The sequence below is a fragment of the Paenibacillus sp. FSL R5-0341 genome, assembly GCF_037975235.1.
In the GTDB taxonomy this organism is placed as follows: domain Bacteria; phylum Bacillota; class Bacilli; order Paenibacillales; family Paenibacillaceae; genus Paenibacillus; species Paenibacillus amylolyticus_A.
Map to the genome: position 1 here is coordinate 1,190,204 of NZ_CP150241.1, position 22,002 is coordinate 1,212,205.

Annotated in this window: 17 protein-coding genes; 11 read left to right on the forward strand and 6 right to left on the reverse strand. The window is 47.4% G+C overall.

Annotation, left to right across the window (positions count from 1 at the left end; genetic code table 11):
- Nucleotides 1-28 precede the first annotated feature (28 nt).
- Nucleotides 29-1,765, reverse strand: a complete 1,737-nt coding sequence (locus tag MKX75_RS05265) for a HAMP domain-containing methyl-accepting chemotaxis protein (RefSeq protein ID WP_076332004.1) — start codon at nucleotides 1,763-1,765, stop codon at nucleotides 29-31.
- A 470-nt stretch (nucleotides 1,766-2,235) separates the two neighbouring features.
- On the opposite strand from MKX75_RS05265, the gene MKX75_RS05270 reads away from it, so the two are divergent.
- Nucleotides 2,236-4,230: a CotH kinase family protein gene (locus MKX75_RS05270; RefSeq protein ID WP_076331819.1), complete on the forward strand. Its 1,995-nt coding sequence runs from the start codon at nucleotides 2,236-2,238 to the stop codon at nucleotides 4,228-4,230.
- Nucleotides 4,231-4,321: 91 nt separating this feature from the next.
- Here MKX75_RS05270 and MKX75_RS05275 read toward each other — a convergent pair whose 3' ends face one another.
- The gene (locus tag MKX75_RS05275; RefSeq protein ID WP_076332005.1) at nucleotides 4,322-5,248 is read right to left on the reverse strand and encodes an NADP-dependent oxidoreductase; all 927 of its coding nucleotides are present in this window, start codon (nucleotides 5,246-5,248) and stop codon (nucleotides 4,322-4,324) included.
- Between the two features lie 43 nt (nucleotides 5,249-5,291).
- Entirely contained in the window at nucleotides 5,292-5,789 is a 498-nt protein-coding gene (locus tag MKX75_RS05280; RefSeq protein WP_076331820.1) for a MarR family winged helix-turn-helix transcriptional regulator, read from the reverse strand.
- A gap of 366 nt (nucleotides 5,790-6,155) precedes the next feature.
- On the opposite strand from MKX75_RS05280, the gene MKX75_RS05285 reads away from it, so the two are divergent.
- The gene (locus MKX75_RS05285) at nucleotides 6,156-7,835 is read left to right on the forward strand and encodes a methyl-accepting chemotaxis protein (RefSeq protein WP_339168726.1); all 1,680 of its coding nucleotides are present in this window, start codon (nucleotides 6,156-6,158) and stop codon (nucleotides 7,833-7,835) included.
- Nucleotides 7,836-7,869: 34 nt separating this feature from the next.
- Complete coding sequence (locus tag MKX75_RS05290; RefSeq protein WP_339168727.1) at nucleotides 7,870-8,514, forward strand: Vat family streptogramin A O-acetyltransferase; 645 nt, start codon at nucleotides 7,870-7,872, stop codon at nucleotides 8,512-8,514.
- A 327-nt stretch (nucleotides 8,515-8,841) separates the two neighbouring features.
- Here MKX75_RS05290 and MKX75_RS05295 read toward each other — a convergent pair whose 3' ends face one another.
- Both MKX75_RS05295 and MKX75_RS05300 read right to left on the reverse strand, forming a co-directional pair.
- Entirely contained in the window at nucleotides 8,842-9,114 is a 273-nt protein-coding gene (locus MKX75_RS05295) for an HU family DNA-binding protein (protein WP_036606368.1), read from the reverse strand.
- Nucleotides 9,115-9,219: 105 nt separating this feature from the next.
- The gene (locus tag MKX75_RS05300; RefSeq protein WP_017690333.1) at nucleotides 9,220-9,420 is read right to left on the reverse strand and encodes a cold-shock protein; all 201 of its coding nucleotides are present in this window, start codon (nucleotides 9,418-9,420) and stop codon (nucleotides 9,220-9,222) included.
- Between the two features lie 168 nt (nucleotides 9,421-9,588).
- On the opposite strand from MKX75_RS05300, the gene MKX75_RS05305 reads away from it, so the two are divergent.
- The 7 genes from MKX75_RS05305 to mglC all read left to right on the forward strand — a co-directional run bounded on the left by MKX75_RS05305 (nucleotide 9,589) and on the right by mglC (nucleotide 19,387).
- Nucleotides 9,589-10,479 carry a tyrosine-type recombinase/integrase gene (locus MKX75_RS05305; RefSeq protein WP_339168731.1) on the forward strand — a complete coding sequence of 297 codons (891 nt, stop codon included), beginning with the start codon at nucleotides 9,589-9,591 and terminating at the stop codon, nucleotides 10,477-10,479.
- Nucleotides 10,480-10,828: 349 nt separating this feature from the next.
- Nucleotides 10,829-12,562: a response regulator gene (locus MKX75_RS05310; protein ID WP_339168733.1), complete on the forward strand. Its 1,734-nt coding sequence runs from the start codon at nucleotides 10,829-10,831 to the stop codon at nucleotides 12,560-12,562.
- Complete coding sequence (locus MKX75_RS05315) at nucleotides 12,559-14,382, forward strand: sensor histidine kinase (protein ID WP_339168735.1); 1,824 nt, start codon at nucleotides 12,559-12,561, stop codon at nucleotides 14,380-14,382. Before MKX75_RS05310 ends, MKX75_RS05315 begins: the two co-directional genes overlap by 4 nt.
- The gene (locus MKX75_RS05320; protein ID WP_339168737.1) at nucleotides 14,363-15,535 is read left to right on the forward strand and encodes a substrate-binding domain-containing protein; all 1,173 of its coding nucleotides are present in this window, start codon (nucleotides 14,363-14,365) and stop codon (nucleotides 15,533-15,535) included. Before MKX75_RS05315 ends, MKX75_RS05320 begins: the two co-directional genes overlap by 20 nt.
- A gap of 175 nt (nucleotides 15,536-15,710) precedes the next feature.
- Nucleotides 15,711-16,772: a galactose ABC transporter substrate-binding protein gene (locus MKX75_RS05325; protein ID WP_339168739.1), complete on the forward strand. Its 1,062-nt coding sequence runs from the start codon at nucleotides 15,711-15,713 to the stop codon at nucleotides 16,770-16,772.
- Between the two features lie 74 nt (nucleotides 16,773-16,846).
- Nucleotides 16,847-18,352, forward strand: a complete 1,506-nt coding sequence (locus MKX75_RS05330) for a sugar ABC transporter ATP-binding protein (protein WP_339168742.1) — start codon at nucleotides 16,847-16,849, stop codon at nucleotides 18,350-18,352.
- 15 nt (nucleotides 18,353-18,367) lie between these two features.
- Nucleotides 18,368-19,387, forward strand: coding sequence for a galactose/methyl galactoside ABC transporter permease MglC (gene mglC, locus MKX75_RS05335; protein ID WP_036606383.1), 1,020 nt, complete (start codon nucleotides 18,368-18,370; stop codon nucleotides 19,385-19,387).
- A gap of 277 nt (nucleotides 19,388-19,664) precedes the next feature.
- Here the strand turns inward: mglC and MKX75_RS05340 are convergent, their stop codons facing one another.
- The gene (locus MKX75_RS05340; protein ID WP_339168745.1) at nucleotides 19,665-20,000 is read right to left on the reverse strand and encodes a hypothetical protein; all 336 of its coding nucleotides are present in this window, start codon (nucleotides 19,998-20,000) and stop codon (nucleotides 19,665-19,667) included.
- A 275-nt stretch (nucleotides 20,001-20,275) separates the two neighbouring features.
- Here MKX75_RS05340 and MKX75_RS05345 point away from each other — a divergent pair, with 275 nt between their 5' ends.
- Nucleotides 20,276-21,832 (forward strand): ATP-binding protein, encoded by a 1,557-nt coding sequence (locus MKX75_RS05345; protein ID WP_339168748.1) that lies wholly within the window; start codon nucleotides 20,276-20,278, stop codon nucleotides 21,830-21,832.
- Nucleotides 21,833-22,002 lie beyond the last annotated feature (170 nt).

A 22,002-nucleotide genomic window follows, 5' to 3' on the forward strand; every position in this document is an offset into this window, starting at 1 on the left:
AATGTATTAACGATTCTTCAACGCTATCTTAGATTTCCTTTACCTTGAAGAACGAGATTAACTCCTGCAACTGCTCAGATACTTCCGCCAGTTCGTCAGAGGCACTGACGATTGAAGCCATGGAGGCTTCTTGTTCAGCAACGGATTGTTCGATGCGTTTCGTGCTGTTCGCCGCCTTGCTGACACTTGCGGATAATTCATCCGCAGTAGCGGACATTTCTTGAGTACTTGCAGAGATCTCTTCAGTAGAGCTGGAGATATCCTGAATCTGGTTCGCCACCTTATTTGTCGCATTCAAAATGTTTTCGAAGAATACGCCAGTCTCTTGCGTAACTTCCAAGCCTTTCGTTACTTCCTGAGAGCCCAAATGCATGGCTTCGGAAGACTGCATGATATCCCGCTGAATTTCCTCAATCAACTGTCGGATTTGCTTCGCTGATTCCTGGGATTGCTCTGCCAGGTTACGTACCTCGCCTGCAACAACGGCAAAACCTCTGCCTTCTTCACCTGCGCGGGCCGCCTCAATCGATGCGTTGAGCGCCAGCAAATTGGTTTGTCCGGCTATCTCTGTGATCAGATTGACAATGTTGCTAATCTGGTTCGAGTTATTTTCCAAAGACTGAATCGAGTTTGACGTATTTTGCACCGCACCTGAGATCAGACGCATCTGCTCAATAACTTGCTGCATAACCACATTACCTGTACTGGAACGTTGCTCCATACTGAGCGCTTCGTCAGCCACATCGGCTGAACTGCTCGCAATCGTCTGCACTACCGTTGACATCTCTGTCATGGCGCGTGCGTTCTCCACGGTGGCTTTGTCCTGAGATACCAAGCCAGTGGATATTTCACGAATATTATTACTGATGGATTGAATATTATCGTTGTTTTTCGCTGAAATCTCCAATAGTTGTTTAGACGAATTCGAGAGGTGAGTGGATGTGCTTTGCACCTTGAACATCGTCGTGTTAAATCGCTCGATCATGGCATTGAATTTCTCGTTAATGATACCCAGATCATCCCGGCCTGTTTGAATGTTAACATTCAGATTACCTGTACTGACTTCTTCAATACCTTTCATCAGGTTGCGAATTGGCAGCAACGTTCTTTTTAGCAAAATAAATTGCAGCACCATGAACAGGATCAGGAAACCAACAAGGAACATCAATCCATACGTAAGCAATTCATTAAGTCCTTTTGGAACGGCACTTGCATCGACATCGAAGAATAGAGCAGCGTACATGGAGCCATCTGCGTTATTAATCGGATAGATTAGTGTAGTCCAAGTTCCGTACTCATCCGTGTAAAAATCACTGAAGGCAGGTTCTCCGTCTTCTTTCATCTGTTCCAGCACCACAACGTTATTCTCGGGCAGCGGGTACATGGCACCTGCGGGCAGATTACCTTCCTCGAATGGTTGCAACAGGTTCGTTGGAATCGCGATGATGGACGTTCCATTTCCTTGCTCAAGTTCTGAACCGAAAATGTAAGCCTGTGCGATGTTTGGATAGAACTCATGGATGGAATCGAGATAAGCTTTCATTTCCTGCTGTACAGGACCGGTGTAGCTTTTTTCACTGGCGGCTTGAGCGACTTTGGCCGTGTCCAGATCATCGTACCATTTCTGGGTGATGACGGTGGCCTGGTCGTGCAACTGTTCAACCAGAATGTTCTTTTGCAGCTGGTAAGCCACGGTAATCAGGATAATACCAATTAAGGTAATGCTACCGAAAGAGATCACCAGATTTTTAACAAAGAAAGGCATGGTACTCCAGCGAAGCTTATTAAACAAGGTTGTTCACTCCTTCTACGATTGTGACAAGGACTTATCCTGGGCGTTGTACACGCTATGTAATTGTGGATCAAATGCTGTAGAATCGTTTCCTATATATTGTGTCTAATCAAATTCTCTATTTCTTCTGAAAAGCTTTTTCATCATGTCTTTTAATATTCACGTATATGAACTCCAGGTAAGTTCACTCCTTAGTTATATCGTTATTTCGACAAATTAATGTTAGATATTTCAAATAAAATAGGTCTTATGAACTGGTTCTGCAGGATTATATTGCGCTTTTACATGGCTCCACGTATGTCGATGAAGTCTTCTTTTGCACAACGCTTCACGGGTGTTTATTGACGATGACTACCATTTAAGATTCACTAAAGGTTCGTCCTCTACCATGGTTACATAAGCCTCAGTTGCTTAACAGAAACCCAAGAAGGAGGATTCATCATTTGAATATTTTATTACGAAAAGTTGCAGTAACGGCATTGTCCGTGACCATGGTAACGACATCTTTCGGTCTGATTGTAAGTCCGAATGCGGCATATGCCGCAGAGAGCACAGCGACAACCACGAGTGCAGACGTGACGCAAGCTTATGAATCGTTGTTCCAGACGGATAACGTCATTGATGTGAATGTAACGATTGATGATGCAGACTGGAAGAGCATGCTCGAAAGCCCGCTAGATAAGGATTATAAGAGTGTTAGTGTGGAAGTGGACGGCAACAAGCTGGACAACGTCGGTTTCTCAACCAAGGGGAATCTCACCTTGAAAGCTGTAGCTTCGATGGAAGATTCGGACCGTTACAGCTTCAGACTGAAGTTCGATAAGTACGACAAAACACAAACGCTGCTTGGACTGGACAAAATGGTACTGAACAACAACTACGCTGATCCATCGTATATGCGTGAGGTACTTCATTACGAAGCACTTCGTAGCATCGGCATGGATGCACCGATGACGAACTATGTTAATTTGTACGTTAACGGCGAGCTTGTTGGTTTCTATACTGGTGTTGAAGCGGTGGATGACAGCTATCTGGAGCGCAACTACGGTGAGGATTACGAAGAAGGCGTCCTCTATGATACGGATGAGAAGAGTTATCTTCAATATGAAGAGGGAAGCGACTACAGTACAATCACCAAAGACTTGGGTACGGATAAGGACAAAGCCAATCTCAAAACCTTCATCCAAACGCTGAACGAGATGCCAGAAGGTGAAAAAGGCGGTATCGAGAGTGTGCTGGACGTGGATTCGGCGCTTCAATATATTGCAGGCAACATGGTTTTCGGCAACTATGACAGCTATAACGGCGACAAAGGGCACAACTACATGCTCTACAGTGATGCCGATGGCAAGTTCACGGTTGTTCCTTGGGACTTCAACATGTCCTTCAACGGGTACTCGGGTGGAGGCGGACGCGGCACAACGACCGGATCAACCACGACCAACACCAATGCAACGAATGTATCTGTGGACGAGCCTGTATTGGGCATTAGCATGGAAAATGTACCGATGATTAACAACCTGCTTGCTGTGCCGGAGTATAAGGAAAAATATTTGAGCTACGTCAATGAACTGACGGATTATATGGAAGGCATTCAGGATCGTATCACTGGCCTTGCCGATGAAATTCGTCCTTATGTGGAAGCAGATCCAACGAAATTTTATACGACAGAACAGTTCGAATCCAACATCGCTTATTCTGCAAACGCAGACACAGCAGGTGGTATGGGCGGAACACCCCCAGAAGGATTTGAAGGCATGACCCCACCCGAAGGCATGGAAGGTATGACGCCGCCTGAAGGCTTCGAAGGAATGACACCTCCGGATGGAACAACACCTCCGACTCAGCCGGGTGCCACAACTGGAAACGGTGCAACAGATGCAACAACGGGTACAGACAATACGCAGACACGCCCTGGCGGTAACTTTGGCGGCGGAGGCATGGGCTCTATGGCTGCCGGATCACTGACGACATTTGCACTGAACCGTCTAGCGAATCTGCAAGAGCAACTTGGACGTGAAGTGACACCTTTGCCTGAGACTTCGGAAGAAACTGGTTCGAATACTTCATCCGGAGCAACGGACAAAACCATTACCGTGACACTCGATGGTAAATCGATTACATTCCCGGATCAGGACCCGCTGCAGCAAAGTGGCCGAGTAATGGTGCCTGTGAATGCAATCCTCGAAGCAATGGGGGCAGAAGTAACTTGGGACAAAACGGCGAAGACGGTAACAGCCGTTCTGAATGACCAAACCCTTGTGCTCAAGATCGGAAGCAGCACCGCAACCGTAAATGGGGAGACACTCGAAATTGATGCACCAGCGATTATTCAAAACAGTCGCACACTCGTGCCTGTACGCTTCATCTCAGAAGGACTGGGATTGACCGTGAATTGGGATCAAACCGCTGCACAAGTAAGCCTTACATCCAAATAAGATTTATCTCTTGAAGACACCGTTGTTGCTCGGAAAAAAAGAGAAGGGATTCGATGGTCAGATCGAATCCCTTTTTGCTGTGTTTTTCAGGTTAGACGGATTGAACTTTCAGTAAAATTCGGCCACGTCCATGTCTGGACTCACTTTTGGCATGCGCTTGATTAGCTTCACTTAGAGGAAAGATGGAATCAATCTCTGAACGAAGGGAACCCTCAGCCATAAGCTGAGCAATCGTGTAGAGATCCTCGGATGTCGGAAATTTGGAATTAAACTTGGCGGTAACGCCATACTGCGCTGCTTTTTCGGCAGAAGGCAGTTGAGTCAACGATACCAGTTTTCCTCCACGTTTTAGAACACCCCATGAGCGATCTTCGATCTCTCCACCAACAGCTTCAACAACCAGATCAACATGGCTTACCTGCTCTTCAAACAAGGTTGTCTTGTAATCAATCACTTGATCAGCACCCAATGAAGCAACAAAGTCAACATTGGCCCCTGAAGCTGTAGCAATAACGTGAGCACCTTTCCATTTGGCTAGCTGTACTGCGTATTGTCCAACACCACCCGCAGCAGCATGGATCAGAACCGTTTGTCCGGCTTCCAGCTCACCCTCGGTGAACAATGCTTTCCATGCAGCTTCGGCTCCGCCTTTGATGGTCGCAGCATCCTCAAAACTCAGATCGTCTGGCATATGCACCAAATCCTGAGCAGGAGCCATACCATACTCGGCATAACTTCCGTTCACATTACCAAAAACGCGATCTCCCGGCTGGAAGGAATCGACACCTTCTCCCACGGATTCGACGATGCCAGACATGGCCGTTCCGGGTGTATAAGGTAGCCTTTTGACAAATACGTCCTGCAACCAGCCGTTACGAATCTTCCAGTCCAGCGGAATGGCTCCGGCATACTGAATGCGTACCAAAACTTCTCCGGCAGCTGGCTCGGGTATATGGACTTCCTGTTCGAACTGTAATGTCTCTGGACCCCCGTATTGATGAACTTGAATAGCTTTCATTGTGGATGTATGCATTGTGTGTTCGCTCCATTCGTTAAGGGATTTAGGATGAAAATGAATCAATCTGTGCAGCAATTTTCTGTGAAAGAGATAACAGCAAGTTTTTCTCTTCATCGGATAGACCAGCTGTAGTAATCTGCTCCACTTGGCGCCATGCGTTATTCACTTGATCCTCCAGTGCGCGTCCGGCTTCTGTCAGGGATACAATGGTGACCCGTCCATCTACTTTGGAGCGACTCCGAGTAACGAGACTGGCATCTTCCAAGCGACGAACAGACTTGGCTACAGTTGAATGGTCCAGACGAAGTGTGCGACCCAGAGAGTTTTGCGATTGGTGGTCTTGTGCATATAACTGCATCAGCATAATCTCTTGACCGGGAAAAAGCCCGGTATCCCGGATCAATTGCGCAGCTAGACCCTTGTGAGAGCGTGCCAGAGCAAAAATGCTAAAACTGATGGGGTAGTTCTCTACTGCGCTGAATTCCTCATTATTTAATTCATGGAGTTTATTATGTTGGTTGAAATCATCTTTGGCTGTCATAATGTACCTCAACTTTCTCATTTATGTTGTCGGCAACATAAATATAGCATTATAGTATGTGGTTGGCAACATATTTTAGAGGCAATATTTTTTGGTTCGTACTTATATGTGGATTATGACATATCTAATTTATCTTTCTAGGTTATTTAAATTTCCAGACAGAAGAACATTCTTACATGATTACGGAGAATGCGTAAAAGATTAGATTTCAACAGGCTATTTTTGTGATAAAAGTCACTGAAACATTATAAATATTGTGAACACTCCTACCGATAAGACTATAGTGATATTCGAAACAGAATCGAAATTGGCTTGAATATCCCCACAATTACATAGGGAAAAGGGTGGCTCACACACATGCGAAGCATGAGCATCGGTACCAAAATTAGTTTGATCGTTATCAGTATATTTATCGTCTTCTCCTCAGCCGTGGCGGTAAGTGTAATCATGGAGATGAGACAGGGGATTACGACATTTGCTACAGAGAAAGCGAAGCGTGATTTGGAGATGGCGAATCATATCATTACATATAAGCATCCAGGAGATTGGGCCATTAAGGACGGACAACTATTCAAAGGAGATACCGCGCTGGAAGGCAACTTTGAACTTGTAGATGAGATTGGAGAAGCATCCGGGGACACGGTGACGATCTTCCGAGGTGACGAACGTGTTGCTACGAATGTTATGGTGGACGGGGAGCGCGCTGTCGGCACGAAGGTATCGGCAGAGGTCGCCCAGACCGTTTTGCAGCAAGGGGAAAAATACTTCGGTGAAGCCGTGGTTGTGGGTCAGAAATATCAGACGGCCTATGAACCAATCAAGAACGCGTCCGGAGAGATTATCGGGATTTTCTATGTAGGGGCGTCTCAATCGTTAATTGATGTGATTATCTCCTCGTTCCTCAAGACGTTCCTGATCGTATTCCTGCTTGCGATGTTGGTCGCAATTACCCTGATCCTGTTGTACGTTCGCAGGGTAAGAGTAAGAATCGAACGGGTATCCGTGGCGATTAAACGTGCGGGGACGGGCGATTTTACACAGCCGGTTGTGGATGACGTCCAAGACGAGATTGGCATGCTGGGCACAGGATACAATGAGATGAGAAGTAATCTGCAGGTTATCATTCAGGGTGGACTTCAGGCTGCGGAGAAAGCAGAGCATTCGACTGGGCTGCTACTGAAGATTGCGGATCAAACGTCCAAAGAATCGGCGCAGATTGCATCTTCCGTTGAACAAGTGGCACAGGGAGCCGAGAGTCAGACGATCAGTACGGAAGAAAATCTGCAGGCGATGGAAGAAGTGGCGATAGGCGTACAACGTATGGCAGACAAGGCCTCCAGTATCTCGGAATCTGCATTGTATTCACGGAGGCAGGCAGAAACCGGAGGAGAAGCGGTGCAACTGACCGTTCAGCAGATGTCTACGATCGAAACCTCCGTTTCCACAACGGATGAAGTCATTCGTATGCTGGAAGGGAAGTCGGCCCAGATTAGCCAGATGGTTACCACCATTCATGAGATCGCGAATCAGACGAATCTGCTTGCCCTCAATGCATCTATTGAAGCGGCAAGAGCCGGCGAGCATGGCAGAGGATTTGCTGTAGTATCTACTGAGGTGCGTAAGCTGGCTGAACAAGCTGGAGACTCTTCCGATCGTATTGAAGAACTGGTTCAAGCCATGGAGCAAGATATGAAGCAATCGCTATCGGCCATGTCGAGAGTGAAGGACGAAGTGCAGGAAGGACTACGCTTGACCCGTGAAACGGAACAAAACTTCAGCCTGATCCGGGATACGAACCTGCGTATTGCTACAGAGATTGAGGACATGGCTGCGACGAGTGAAGAGATGTCCGCAGGCGTGGAGCAGATTGTGGCTTCTGTCCATGAGATCGCTCGTCATGCGCAGACGGCTAGTACCAATTCACAACAGGCAGCGGGTTCTGTCCATGAACAGCTCAAGTCGGTAGAACAGATCAAGGCATCTGCGGCTATTTTGTCTGATGTGTCCACAGAACTGCAGACTTCACTTAGTCCGTTTAAGATTTAATATCTGTTACAATAGGGAAAAGGAGGGACTTCATATGGCCCCTGATAAAACAAAACTTTTCCCAAACGAGAATATCCCTACGGTATGTTACATTCAAAACCTGCCGCCGCGTTCCAACGTGGACATCGGTGATTATACGTATTATAGCGATAACACGAATCCCCCAGAGCAGTTCTATGACCGGATACAGCATCATTATGACTTTATTGGTGATCGCCTGGTGATCGGCAATTTCTGTGCAATTGCGGAAGGTGTGACATTCATTATGAATGGCGCGAATCATCGGATGGAGGGCATGACGACGTATCCGTTCAACATTTTCGGTGGAGGATGGGAGCGCGTGACACCTACACTGGAGCAGCTTCCATATAAGGGGGATACGGTACTGGGGAACGATGTATGGCTCGGGCAACATGTGACGATCATGCCTGGTGTCAAGATCGGAGATGGTGCGATTGTTGCCTCCAATTCAACCGTTGTGAAGGACATTGAACCGTATACGATTGTTGGTGGAAATCCAGCCAAGAATGTTAAAAAGCGCTTTGATGAAGAAACAATTGCGCTCCTGCTGGAATTGAAGTGGTGGGATCAGGATGAGGAATGGCTGGATACCCATCTGGAACGTCTTGTCTCTACATATGATTCCCAGACACTGCGCGAACTTCTGAACAGTAAGTAGGATAGGTCCGAAAAAGAAGATAAGAAAATGGCTGGTTCCTGTCGGAGCCGGCTTCCAAGCAAATCAGGCCCTGGACCGTTTTGAGCGGATCAGGGCCTCTTGTTGTCCAAGATGAAATGTTAGTTTAGCGGGTGGGTGGTCGTAGGGTACAATCAGACTTTGTTGATGGGGGCTTCAAATGAGTGTGATTTTCTGCATGATCCGTGTTCGTCTGTTTGCCTGAATAAAAGTTAATGATATCATCAACGGTAGTAAACACGACATTTAAATCCATATTATCATTGTGTGTTTGAATAAAAACCTCTTTTCAATGGGTTGTTGCGTTGTTTAATTTAAAGCTTCTTTCATGCTTAAGCCTGCTGTGAATACAGGAACTTTACCTGCAGGTAGTTGAATTTCTTTGCCTGTTTTCCGGCTTCTTCCCGTTCTTGCCTCACGCTTTTGTACTTCAAATTTCCCGAATCCAACCAGTTGAACTTCTTTACCTTCTTTGAGAGCTTCGAGAATCGAGTCCAGTACAACGGTTACAGCTTTTTCAGCATTCTTCTTGGAGAAACCGCCAGCCTTGGCTACTTCTGTGATCAATTGTTCTTTATCCATGGGGAAAACCTCGCTTTCATTCTTGGGATGTGAAATCTTCTCTTTAACTGTGCGACATATGTGTAAATAAAAAGCTGCCTTATTAATAAGGCAGCTTTCATATAATTAAAGTTTAGTAACGTTCTCAGCTTGTGGTCCACGGTTACCTTGAGTTACTTCAAATTGAACGCGTTGACCTTCGTCCAAAGATTTGTAACCTTCACCTTGAATTGCACTGAAATGAACGAATACGTCTGTTCCTTCTTCAGTTTCGATAAAGCCGAATCCTTTATCCGCGTTGAACCATTTAACTGTACCTGTTTGCATGTGATTCCTCCAAAAAATAAGTTTTTAGCCGATCATTATGACGAGTATAAATTAAAATTGACACTCACCTGGTGCATTTAAACCACAGACTTGATGTCCGCTAATGTATCGATTAATATGATAATACCATGTCCGCTAATATAAGTCAAGATTTGGAGGTATTTTCTAATGAATCAGTCATCAGGGATTTCGGTGCAGCGGGAACCGACGATAGAGGAATTCGTACATATGCTTGCCAATGAGGGAGATTTGCATCCCAAAACCGTGAAGGAATACGCAAGTGATCTGAAGCACTTTATCGAATGGTACAAGGAAAGCACCATGCTCGGCGAAGAATTCGCACTGCGAATTGAAGATGTGGATACACCCACCTTAGTCAATTATCGTGAAGATGCACACAAAGTTATGCTATTGAAGCCGGCTACCATTAACCGGAGATTAATTACGTTGAAGCGTTTTTTCAAATGGGCTGTCTTGGAATCCAGGCTCAGTCATGATCCTTCCAAAGCATTGAAATTCATTCCGGAAGACAAAGTCAGCCCACGCCGAATGACAGTCGAAGAAGAACAAGCGTTCATCACGGCAGTGGAGTATGGGAACTCCCTTCGTGATCAGACCATCCTGACCCTTATGTTTCACACAGGCTTGCGGACGATGGAGGTATGCAACCTCACGCCTCAAGATATCGAGCTTGGTAGACGAAGTGGTCACCTGACAGTAAGAGCCGACAAGCGCAACGGGCAGCGAAATATTCCTTTGAATATGCAGTGTGTTGTCATATTGAATCAGTATTTAGCCGGTCTGGCTACCGATAGTTCTTACCTTTTTCCTTCAGAAAAGACAAATGATCGTTTAACAGAGAGAGCACTGCGCCATTTAATTAAAAAGGTAATGATTGCAGCAGGGCTGGAAGGACTGAGTTCACACGACCTGCGTCATCGTTTTGGCTACGCCATGGCAGAGCATACGCCGCTGCACCGTTTGGCGGAAATGATGGGACACACCAATCCCGATACGACAATGATTTATGTTAAAGCATTGAGTACAAATCATCGTTGAAACTAGAATGAAGGATTGAAAATATAATTAGAATCAAAACTCCTCTTATTTAGAAGTACTTCGAAATTTTCCGTGTTTGTATTACTTTAACCTACCCTTAGCATTCATATACTATCCTTAACCTGTTATATAGGAGACTGCCCGTCAGGGTTGCCTCACCTCTAATGAAGAAAGCGATTACATATCCCGTATAATATTGTATATTATGATGGCAACCTCGAGACGTATCATCAGGAGAACTTTGTATTTTTGCATAATCCCGTGAGCAATAGAAACCAAATGTTACACAGTGCTACATATTATTAATTGCTAGGGCAGAAGGCCTGTCATAAAAGGGAGGAATCCGATCGTGTACCGGGTACTGCTGGTGGATGATGAAGAAGATGTGCGCGAAGGATTGGTTGTAGAGGTCGATTGGGAAGCGCTCGATCTGCGGATAGTTGGTTTGGCGGAGAATGGGCGAGAAGCGTTGGAGATGGCGGAACGGGTAGAACCGGATATTGTGGTGACCGATATCAGCATGCCATTCATGAATGGTCTGGAACTCGCGCAAAGATTGAGGAAACGAAATCCACTTGTGAAGGTGGTTATTTTGACTGGATATGATGAATTTGATTATGCCCGGCAAGCGATCTCCCTTAGTGTGGATGAATATCTGCTGAAGCCGTTCTCGGCAGGGCATCTCACCGAATTGCTTACAAGACTGCGCGCCCAGATGGCGGCTGAAGTCGCTGAGCGTGAAGATGTACAGCAACTGCGTGAGCACTATCACACCAGCTTGCCTTTACTACAGGCAGATCTGATGGCAACCTTGCTCCATCGGCAGAAATCCTCGACATATATTCATAGTAAAGCCAAACAATGCGGGTTGGATCTGACAGGAGAACGCTATGGGGTGTCTGTATTGACACTGCACATGGATGGAGATGTACAGAAAGAGAAGCCGGAGGGCGTATTCAACGAGTCTCCACAGCGACATAACCAAGCAACATCTGAGGAAGCGGGTCAGTCTGAGATATTCGTTTCCGGAGGCTCATTACGTCAATCTGAAGACGCTGAACTGAAACGGTTTGCTGCACTTAACATTGCGGCAGAAGTATGGGCTGAGCATGGGGCAGGTCATGCGTTTATGCATCAGGAGACGGTTGTCCTGCTCTATGTGGATCGCTGGGGTGGTACAGATGGAGCGAAGCGGCAACAGAAGGCATTGGAAAATGTGATGCGCAGCATCAACCACTACTTGCGTATCCCGGCGACGGTGGGATCAGGCCAGCTTGTGGATACACTTGCCGATGTGAATCATGCCTATGAAGATGCCCTGCTGGCACTGGATTATCGGCTTGTGCCCGGGACGGATTCAATTATATACATTGCAGATGTGGAGCGGCAGACGGCGGGCAAACTGCGTTTTGACGAGTTGAAGCAGCAGACGCTGACACGTTGTCTGAAGGCAGGTACGCAGGCGGAGCTGGAGGAGACACTTGTTATCATTTTCCGGGAAATTACGGTGGAACACGGGCGAAGTGATATTCAGCTCTATCTAATAGAAGTGTTAACAACAGTGTGGAAGGCAGCACAGGCTTCGGGAGAAGCGATGGAAGACATCTTTGGTGCAGGGTTCCAGTTGTATGCGGATTTATTCCGACTGCCGGGTCTTACTGAGGCACAGAAGAAGGTACGGGAGGTCTGTCTACTCGTACAACATCGCATTGCCAGCGGTCGCCAGCATGTATACAAGGATATTGTTGAGCAGGCATTAGTGTTCACCAAAGAGCATTATGCCGACCCGGACCTGTCCATTCAGAAGGTGTGCGGGCATTTGCATATCAGCTCCGGTTATTTTTGTGGCATTTTCAAAAAAGAAGTACAACTCACCTTTCTGCAATACCTGATGCAGATCCGAATGGAGGCAGCGCGTGAACTGCTTCGCTCGACCGAGCTGAAGTCGTTTCAGATTGCGGAGCAGGTTGGCTTTGCCGAACCGAATTACTTCAGTTTTTGTTTCAAAAAACATATTGGCGTCTCGCCCAAAGAATATCGTAAACAGGCTTCCCAGGCAGCAAATGAAGGTTCAATCCGATGAAGTTTTTATCCAGATGGGTGAAGTTCTTGGGACTTCGATTGCGCTCTCGTCTGCGTTCCTCCAGGGTCAGCAGTATCCGCTTTATTATTACGTGGTCCTTCTCTGTCTTCATCGTTCTGGTGCTGACCATCATGGCGATGCTCCTGCATGACAAGTTCACGCAGGCTGCCGAGCGAAGTGCAGAACTGACGACGAGACAGATTGTGGATCAGGTCAGTTATAACCTGGAGGATTACGTCCGCAGTATGTCGCATCTGTACCGTGCCATTGAGGAACATATGCTGCGTGACGGGACATGGGAAGGGGAACAGGTGGACAAACAGCTCGATACACTGCTTAGTAGTCGTGAAGACATCATCTCTATTACTCTGCTCGATTCCACAGGGCAATTGCTCAAGAACAGACCTACAGCTGAATTAAAAACCAGTGCCCATGTGACCCAGCAAGGGTGGTTTCAGTCTGCGCTCCGCGTGCCAGATCACCTGAGTTTCTCGTTACCTCATATTCAGAACATGTACACAGGTCCATACAAATGGGTCGTTTCCATGAGCAAAGGCATAACGATACGGCAAAATGGTCAGGATCGGCAGGTTATCCTGCTGGTCGATATCAACTTCAAACAGATGGATGAACTGAGCCGCCGGGTCAGTCTGGGGCAACGGGGATACGTCTATATCATCGATGAGAGTGCGGGCAATATTGTTTATCATCCGCAGCAGCAATTGATGTATATGGGGCTCAAAAGCGAGAATATCGAACAGGCTTTGGTTGCTTCCGGCAGTTATGAAGATGAGGCAGATGGACAGAAAAGGCTGAATACCGTGAAGTCCGTTGCCAATATCGGGTGGAAAATCGTCGGTGTTGCCTATTTGGATGAGATTATGACCACACGACAGGAAGTGAACGGATATCTCATTCGTGTACTTGTCATTGTGCTGGTGCTGGTCATTCTTGTATCCCTGTTCCTATCCTCCAGTCTGACTCGCCCAATCCGGCGAATGGAACGTAAGATGAAGGCCGTGGAGCGAGGGGACTTCAACGTGGAGTTGCCTATTGAAGGGCCGCTGGAGGTGGAACGTCTATCCCGTCGCTTTAATCTGATGGTCAATAAAATCCGAACACTGATGGATGAGATTATCCATGAACAGGAACAGAAGCGGCGTCTGGAGCTGGAGGCTTTACAGGCTCAGATTAATCCGCATTTTCTATATAACACGCTGAACTCTGTGGTGCGCATGGTAGGCATGAGCCGCAATGAAGAAGTGATTACGATGATTACGTCTCTCTCTCGCCTGTTTCGTATCAGTCTCAGTCAAGGCAAAACGATTATCACGATCAGGGAAGAGCTGGAGCATGCGCAGCATTATTTGACGATTCAACAGATGAGGTTCAAGCGCAAATTCAACTTTACGATTAAGGCCGATGATGCGCTTCTGGATTGTCTGACATTGAAGCTGGTGCTGCAACCCCTGATTGAGAACGCCATTGTTCATGGCATCGAGTACCACATGGACGAGGGATGTATTGAGATCGATGTCTATCGCGAGGACAACAAGTTGGTGTTTCGTATTACAGATAATGGGGTCGGTATGACGGAAGAACAGATGGCAGGGTTATTAAGTGGCAGTCCGGTTGTCAAAAGCGGTGCAGGATCAGGCGTAGCGGTACGCAACGTACATGATCGAATTCGGCTTTATTACGGGGAGGCATACGGCCTTGAATTTGCAAGTGAGCTGGAGGAAGGCACCACGGTCTGGATGCGGATCCCCATTCAATCGCAGCAGAAGGAGGGCGAGCCTGATGACGGACAACCAAGTTAATAGGAATGATGCCGATCGCGTTGAAGGATTGAACATCGGTGCGTTTTTGAAAAAGGTTGGTGCGAGCTTCTCTGGAATTTGGAAACGTCGATTGTTAACTCTGACAGCCGCAAACTGCTGTCTGCTGCTATGCGCTGCCTGTGACCTATCGAGTCCCGATGCTACGACAGTACCGCCACGTATCGCGCTGATTACGCCAGCTGGAACAGGGGAACTTGCGGAAGCCATCCGGCTTGGTGCCGAAGCGGCTGCCAAAGAGAACGGGGCGGAACTGATGACCGTGGAGGCATACCCTTCCGAAGGTAATATGTACACGCCTGCCATTGCGGACTCTGTGGGTAGTCAGTTACAGGTCAAGCAGGCCAATGCGGGCCATGGAACGTTGTCTCGCAGTATGCGGGAGCAGGCTCAGGTGGAAGCCGCGGCATTGGCTCTGAAGCAGGGCGCATCAGCTCTATTAGTCGATCCTTTGAGCGAGAAGGCGCTTAGCGACATTGTTCAGGAGGCGCAGGCAATGAATTCCGATGGAACCATCGTTCCGGTCATTGTGCTTAATGATGAATTTCCCGTGAAAGGCATCACCAGCGTGATCTCCATGGATAATGTGGAGGCTGGACGGCAGGCAGGGCAGGCCATGGCGGAGCTGTTGGAAGGGAAAGGGCGTGTTGCCTTGTTGGGTCCGGACCCTCTTAATTCTGGTTTGATTCAGAGAGAGCAGGGGGTTATGGAAGCCTTGGTCCAGTATCCTAATATTCAAGTGGAACCCAAATCGATATGTAATACCCGGGATGGATGTTGGCAGACTGCGAAGCAATTGCTGGATCAGCAGCAGGTGGATGGCTTCGTTACTCTTCAGGAACCGGCTTCACTGGGAGCAGCCGATGAACTGAATCGACGCAAATCTGCGGACAAGGTAAGGATTGTTGGATTCGGCAGTGAACAACAGCAACTGGAGCAATTGCAAGAAGGGGTCTTCGATCATCTCATCGTCCAGAATGGATATAGTGCAGGTTATCTGGGGTTGAATCAAGCCGTTGCGCGGCTGAACAATCAATCGGTGCAGGCGAGAGTGCTACTTGAGACGAAGCTGGTTAGCACCGACAATATGTTCTGGATGGATAACCAGAAGCTGCTGTTTCCTTTTGTACAATGAACCAATGCTGGAACGAGTGCCGAAACGAATGCTGAATGATGAAATTAATCCATTTTCTTAACTTGAGGAAGATTTCGATAAAACAGGTGAAGATATTGTATTCGAATTTAATGTAAACCCTTTCATAATAAAGATATCGGTAAAGCCGAATGAACTTGGGGGAGGTCATTAGGAAATGAAGAAAACGTGGATGACACTGTTAATTACGGCATGTTTGGTTGTGGCGGCGGGTTGTAGCAGTGGTGGAGACAGTGAAGGTGGAAGCACGGGAACGGATACAGGAGGCCAGACAGCAGCTGGGACGGAAACGCCCAAGATTGGTGTCGCTATCTACAAATTCGATGATACGTTCATGACGGGTGTACGTAATGCGATGACCGCAGCAGCGGAAGGCATTGCGACCCTCGATATCGTGGATAGCCAGAATGCACAGCCTACACAGAACGAGAAAGTCGATCTGTTTGTATCCAAGAAATATAATGCAATGGCTGTGAATCCGGTAGACCGCACGGCGGCGGGTGTCATCATTGACAAGGCCAAGGCAGCGAACATTCCGGTGGTGTTCCTCAACCGTGAGCCGGTAGCGGAAGACATGAACAAGTGGGATAAAGTGTACTACGTAGGAGCGAAAGCGGAGGAGTCGGGTACGATTTCTGGACAGTTGATTGTAGATTACTGGAAAGCACATCCGGAAGCGGACAAAAACGGGGATGGCAAACTGCAATACGTCATGTTGAAAGGGGAACCGGGTCACCAGGATGCAGAGCTTCGGACCAAATATTCGGTTCAGGCGATCCAGGATGCCGGTATCGAAGTGGAAGCACTGGCGGAAGACACGGCAATGTGGGACCGCGTGAAGGGGCAGGAGAAAATGCAGGCGTTCCTTGCTTCCCATGGCGACAAGATTGAAGCCGTGCTCGCGAACAATGATGATATGGCGCTTGGAGCTATTGAGGCATTGAAAGCAGCCGGATACTTCAAGGATGGCAAATCCATGCCGGTGGTAGGTGTGGATGCAACAGCTCCGGCTATTCAGGCTCTACAGGATGGTACGATGCTGGGTACGGTGCTCAATGATGCCAAGAATCAGGGTGCAGCTACGGTGGCCTTAGCTTCCGTTCTTGCCAAAGGTGAGACACCAACAAAGGAAAATACCCAATATGACATTACAGATGGTAAGTACGTCTGGATTGCCTACAAAAAGATTACGAAAGACAACATTGCCGACGCCCAATAACAGCACGAGACAGGGACGTCCGTTATTCGGGTAGCGTCCCTTTTTTGCCGGTCATATGGAAGGGAGGAACCAAGATGCAGTCACCTTACCTGCTGGAGATGAATGGAGTTTCCAAAGCATTCCCGGGTGTGCAGGCACTAAGTCAGGTCACATTGAAGGTGAAGCCGGGAACGGTTCACGCCTTGATGGGAGAGAATGGAGCGGGAAAATCCACGTTGATGAAATGTCTGTTCGGCATGTATCGCCCGGATGAAGGAACCATACGCATCGAAGGGAAGGACGTGGATATTCCGAATTCCAAAGCGGCACTTCAGCATGGGATATCCATGATTCATCAGGAGCTGAATCCGGTACCGCATCGTCCAGTGATGGAGAATATCTGGCTGGGTCGTTTTCCGATGAGGGGAATTCTGGTGGACGAGAAACGCATGTATACCGATACACGGGCTCTATTCAAGGACTTGAACCTGGATATTGATCCGAAGGCTCAAGCTGGAACACTATCTGTTTCCAAGATTCAATCGATGGAAATTGCCAAGGCGGTCTCTTTTCAATCCAAAGTCATCGTCATGGATGAGCCGACTTCCTCCCTGACGGGGAAGGAAGTGGATCAGCTCTTCGCCATTATTAATGAACTGCGCAGTCGCGGCGTGTCCATAATCTACATTTCTCACAAGATGGAGGAGATCCTGACGATCTCGGATGAAGTGACGATCATGCGTGATGGCTTCGTTGTTGGGACATGGGATGCTGCTGATTTAACGACAGATCTGATTATTACGCGCATGGTGGGCCGTGATCTGGATGAACGTTTCCCAGAACGGACAAACGTACCCGGTGAAGTGATATTGAAAGCCGAGGGTCTGACATCGAACCAGTCCAAATCATTTCGTGATGTATCCTTCGAGCTGCGAAAAGGCGAAGTGCTCGGCATTGGCGGCCTGGTTGGAGCACAGCGGACAGAACTAATTGAGTCCTTGTTCGGACTGCGCGGACTCGCTTCAGGTACCATTTCCATTCATGGGCGCAAGGTGAAGATTAACTCTCCTGCAGCAGCAAAGCGTCATAACATCGCGTTGCTCACGGAAGAACGAAGGGTCACTGGGATTTTCCCCGTGTTGTCGGTGTATGAGAATACGATCATCGCCAGTCTGGGGCGCTACCGAAATCGCGTGGGCTTGCTGGACGAGAAAAAGGGTCGGGAAGAGGCGCGGGAACAGACGCAGAAGTTCAGAACCAAAACACCTTCAGTTAACACGCTGATTCGAAACCTGTCTGGCGGTAATCAGCAGAAAGTTCTGCTAGCCCGCTGGTTGCTAACCGACCCGGAGATCCTGCTGCTGGACGAACCGACACGTGGAATCGATGTAGGGGCCAAATTCGAGATATACACCATTATTACGGAACTGGCTCGTCAGGGCAAAAGCATTATTATGATTAGCTCAGAGATGCCAGAACTGCTGGGCATGTCGGATCGCATTATGGTGATGAGCGAAGGGCGTCTCACCGGAATCGTGGACGGAGCCGAGGCAACCGAGCAGGATATTATGAGGCTGGCCGCGCAGCAGCGGATGGCTTAGTCAGGAGGAAAACAGATGAACACACAGATGATCAATCAAGTGAAACAATATGTTACACAGCGCGCCATCTTTATCGTACTGATTCTGCTCATCATTGGGATTGCGATTGCCGATCCGAATTTTCTGGCCTTCTCCACACTGCGGGACATCTTACAGCAGTCCTCCACACGGGCCATTATTGCGCTCGGTGCAGCCTTTATCCTCGTCACGGGCGGGGTCGATCTGTCCGCTGGACGGGTGGTTGGACTGACGGCTGTCGTATCGGCATCGATGTTGCAAATTGATGAATATGCAAATCGCTTCTTCCCCGATCTGCCCCAGTTGTGGGTGGGTCTGCCGATCCTTGTCGGGATTACCGCAGGTCTGTTTGTGGGATTGGTGAATGGACTCATTGTCGCCAAATTGCATGTACCGCCTTTTATCGCAACGCTGGGTACGATGGTAGCCGTGTATGGACTGAATTCCATTTATTTTGATACGGAACCCAACCAATCGCAGCCGATCGGAGGCTTGAGACCCGACTTCACCGTCATTGGCTCTGGCTACATTGATCTGGGCGGTGGGTATTCCATTCCGTATATCGTATTGATTGCTATTGCGGTGGCTTTAATCTGCTGGGTGATCTTTAACAAAACACGGCTTGGCAAAAACATGTACGCCATCGGTGGCAACATTCAGGCAGCGCATGTATCCGGGATTCATGTGGCGCGCAATCTGGTTGCCCTGTATGCCATTGCGGGTGCATTGTATGGTCTGGGTGGTGTACTTGAAGCGGCTCGGACAGGTGGAGCTACGAATAATTACGGTAACATGTATGAGCTGGATGCGATTGCTGCATGTGTGGTAGGTGGCGTATCAACGGCGGGCGGTATTGGAACCGTGCCTGGAGTTATGGCGGGGGTACTGATCTTCGGGGTCATTAACTATGGCCTGACGTTTATCGGTGTAAGTCCATACTGGCAATTGATTATCAAAGGATTAATCATTGTTGCTGCGGTGGCTTTTGATATCCGTAAGTATATGGCAAAGAAATAAGATGAGCCAAAAAAGGTTACACCAGTCACTCCGATGACAGAACAACCTTCTGATCGCTGTTATCCCCAGATTTTTTGATTCCCTTCTAAAGAAGTGAAAATCCGGGGATAAAGGCGAGGTGTATGCTTCCGAAGTAGCTTTCTTTCAGAAAGCTTTTAGCTCCGCTTCTTCAGGTTATTTCTGTCCTCTACGTTATCGTGTAAATAATTTGTTCATCTTATATGGAAAAGCAGCAAAGAAGCCAGCCCTCGGGATATAGAGAGCTGGCTTTAATTGTTTAACCATTGACCATCCAATCGATAACGGGGATAACGGGTCCAATAATACATAAGAGCAACATAAATCCGGCGACGTTATAAGAGACACTTGTGCCAAAATGTGCACGATATTTTTTGGCGATCAAGAAGGTCGGAATCCAGAAAATCGCTGCGACTACAAAGGGGATATGAAGTCCTTGATCTCCGTTGCTATAAATAGGCATGTTTATTAAGTTCAACAGGTAATGGCTGATCATAAAATTTGTTTTGCCCCATTGGAAGTTAAAGGCGAGACCCATCAATAGTACGAGTAGAGAGAGCGTTCCGAGGCCCAGTGGTTTTCGTTGTGTTGTCATGTAGTTTCCTCCATAACTAAGATTTTATCCTAAATTCATCCATTAATGTATTGTAACACAATGATGATCGATGCGTAGAATAATTGTTTCACTTTTGCCTATTACAATTCATGCATATGTCCTATTGCCTTCATAATTTATACATTCATGCGAATTTGACGAGCCTCCACTAATCGACAACATCAGCTAATCATACTCGATATAATACATGTACATAAGTTGTTAGGTGTGATTTTTTATGTCAAAGGGGGCGAGGCTATTTGCTAAGTTACACGATGAAAATGGTGATATTCCCACTAGGCTGTCTGCTTGTCATTCTGTCCTCTTATGTTCTAAGGCTTACCCCTCATCCGGCATTCATGTTGTTAGCGGGGACCTTATTTGTAGCGAGTATTTATGGGGAGAGAAGATATCCTGTGCTGCGGAAGTTTCATTGGATTTTTCTCGGACTATTCCATTATTTCAGTCAACTGAACTGGTGCAACATGCTGTATTATATGCTCATCATTTCGGTGATTCAGGATAAACAACGCGTAGCACAGACTTTACCAATCTCACTGCTGCTCATGCTGCAATATACGGTGATTCGGCTTTCGTATGTGCCTGTAGATACATATGCTTTGCTGGTTTCGTTATTTGATCTATTAACCTCGGTTGTTATCATTTTTTTGTATCATACGTTGATTAACAGTGAGGTTGAGAAGCGTCGGCTTCGGGAAAAAAATCGGTTTCTGACTCTTCATGATCCGCTTACCGGATTGTTAAATTATGAAGGTTATATGGAAGTGCTGCATAAGACGGTGGAAGAGCGTCGCTCATTTCTGCTTGTCCTTTTGAATGTCAATAATTTTAGCGGATATAAAAAAGATTCAGAAGATCCCTGGTGCTCCGTGATCACGGGTACAGGCGAAATGATTACTAATCAGTTTACTGATGCGTATGGCATATCCCGATATGCTGGAGATCGTTTTGCAGTCGTTTTGCCGGAGATACAGGACGTGGAAGAACGAATGGCGTCATTACTTTCCGTTCAGCTTCAAGGCCTGCAGGTTAGCTATAGCATCTCTCTATACCCGGAAATGTCGGACACCTTGCAGCACTTTATGACGGTTGCCGAGGACAGGTTACTTCAACAACAGCGCAGCAAATGGCTAAAAAATGAAGAAGAAGTATTCCGTTCCGAAAGGCTAAGAGCGGTAGGGGAACTGGCCGCTGGTATGGCTCACGAAATTCGTAACCCGCTCACCGCGATACGGGGATTCCTACAGCTGTCACGTGGACAAGCGTACAATATCGCTCCGTGGTATGAAGTGATTATGGGAGAGGTGACGAGGGTAACCGATCTAACGGCTGAATTTTTACAATTTTCCAAACCACATGCCAATCACATGAAACCGGAACAGTTGGGGCATTGTCTTGAACGTGTCATGTCTTTGACCGAGTCAGATGCGGCATCCCGAGGGCATCGAATTACGCTTGAGATGACGAGTGAGCCAATCGTGGTCAACATGGACCGGGATAAAATCGTGCAGGTATTAATCAATCTGATTCGTAACGCTTTTGAAGCGATGGAAGACCCCGGCGAGGTTCATATGGATTTGTTGCAGGACGGGGAAGCAGTACTCGTCTCCATTACTGATACGGGCAGTGGCATTCCGGAAAATTCGCTTTCCACGATCTTTAATCCATTTTATACGACCAAAGAAGAAGGTACGGGACTCGGACTTGCACTCTGCCAGAAAATCGTTCAGGACCACAACGGTAAAATTACCGTCCATAGTGAGATGGGGGTTGGTTCCACTTTCACGCTTCATCTGCCAATGGAGACGTAACTCGTATAACAGACCCAGGGAAAGCAACAACATAGTCATTAAACAAAATAACGCCGCATGGGTCCTGGAGAACCCCATACGGCGTTTAGTATTTCGGTTAAACTAATGGGCAGAAGCCACATCGGTTCAGATCAAACTATATTTGGTTGAACTAATCAGTTACACGTAAC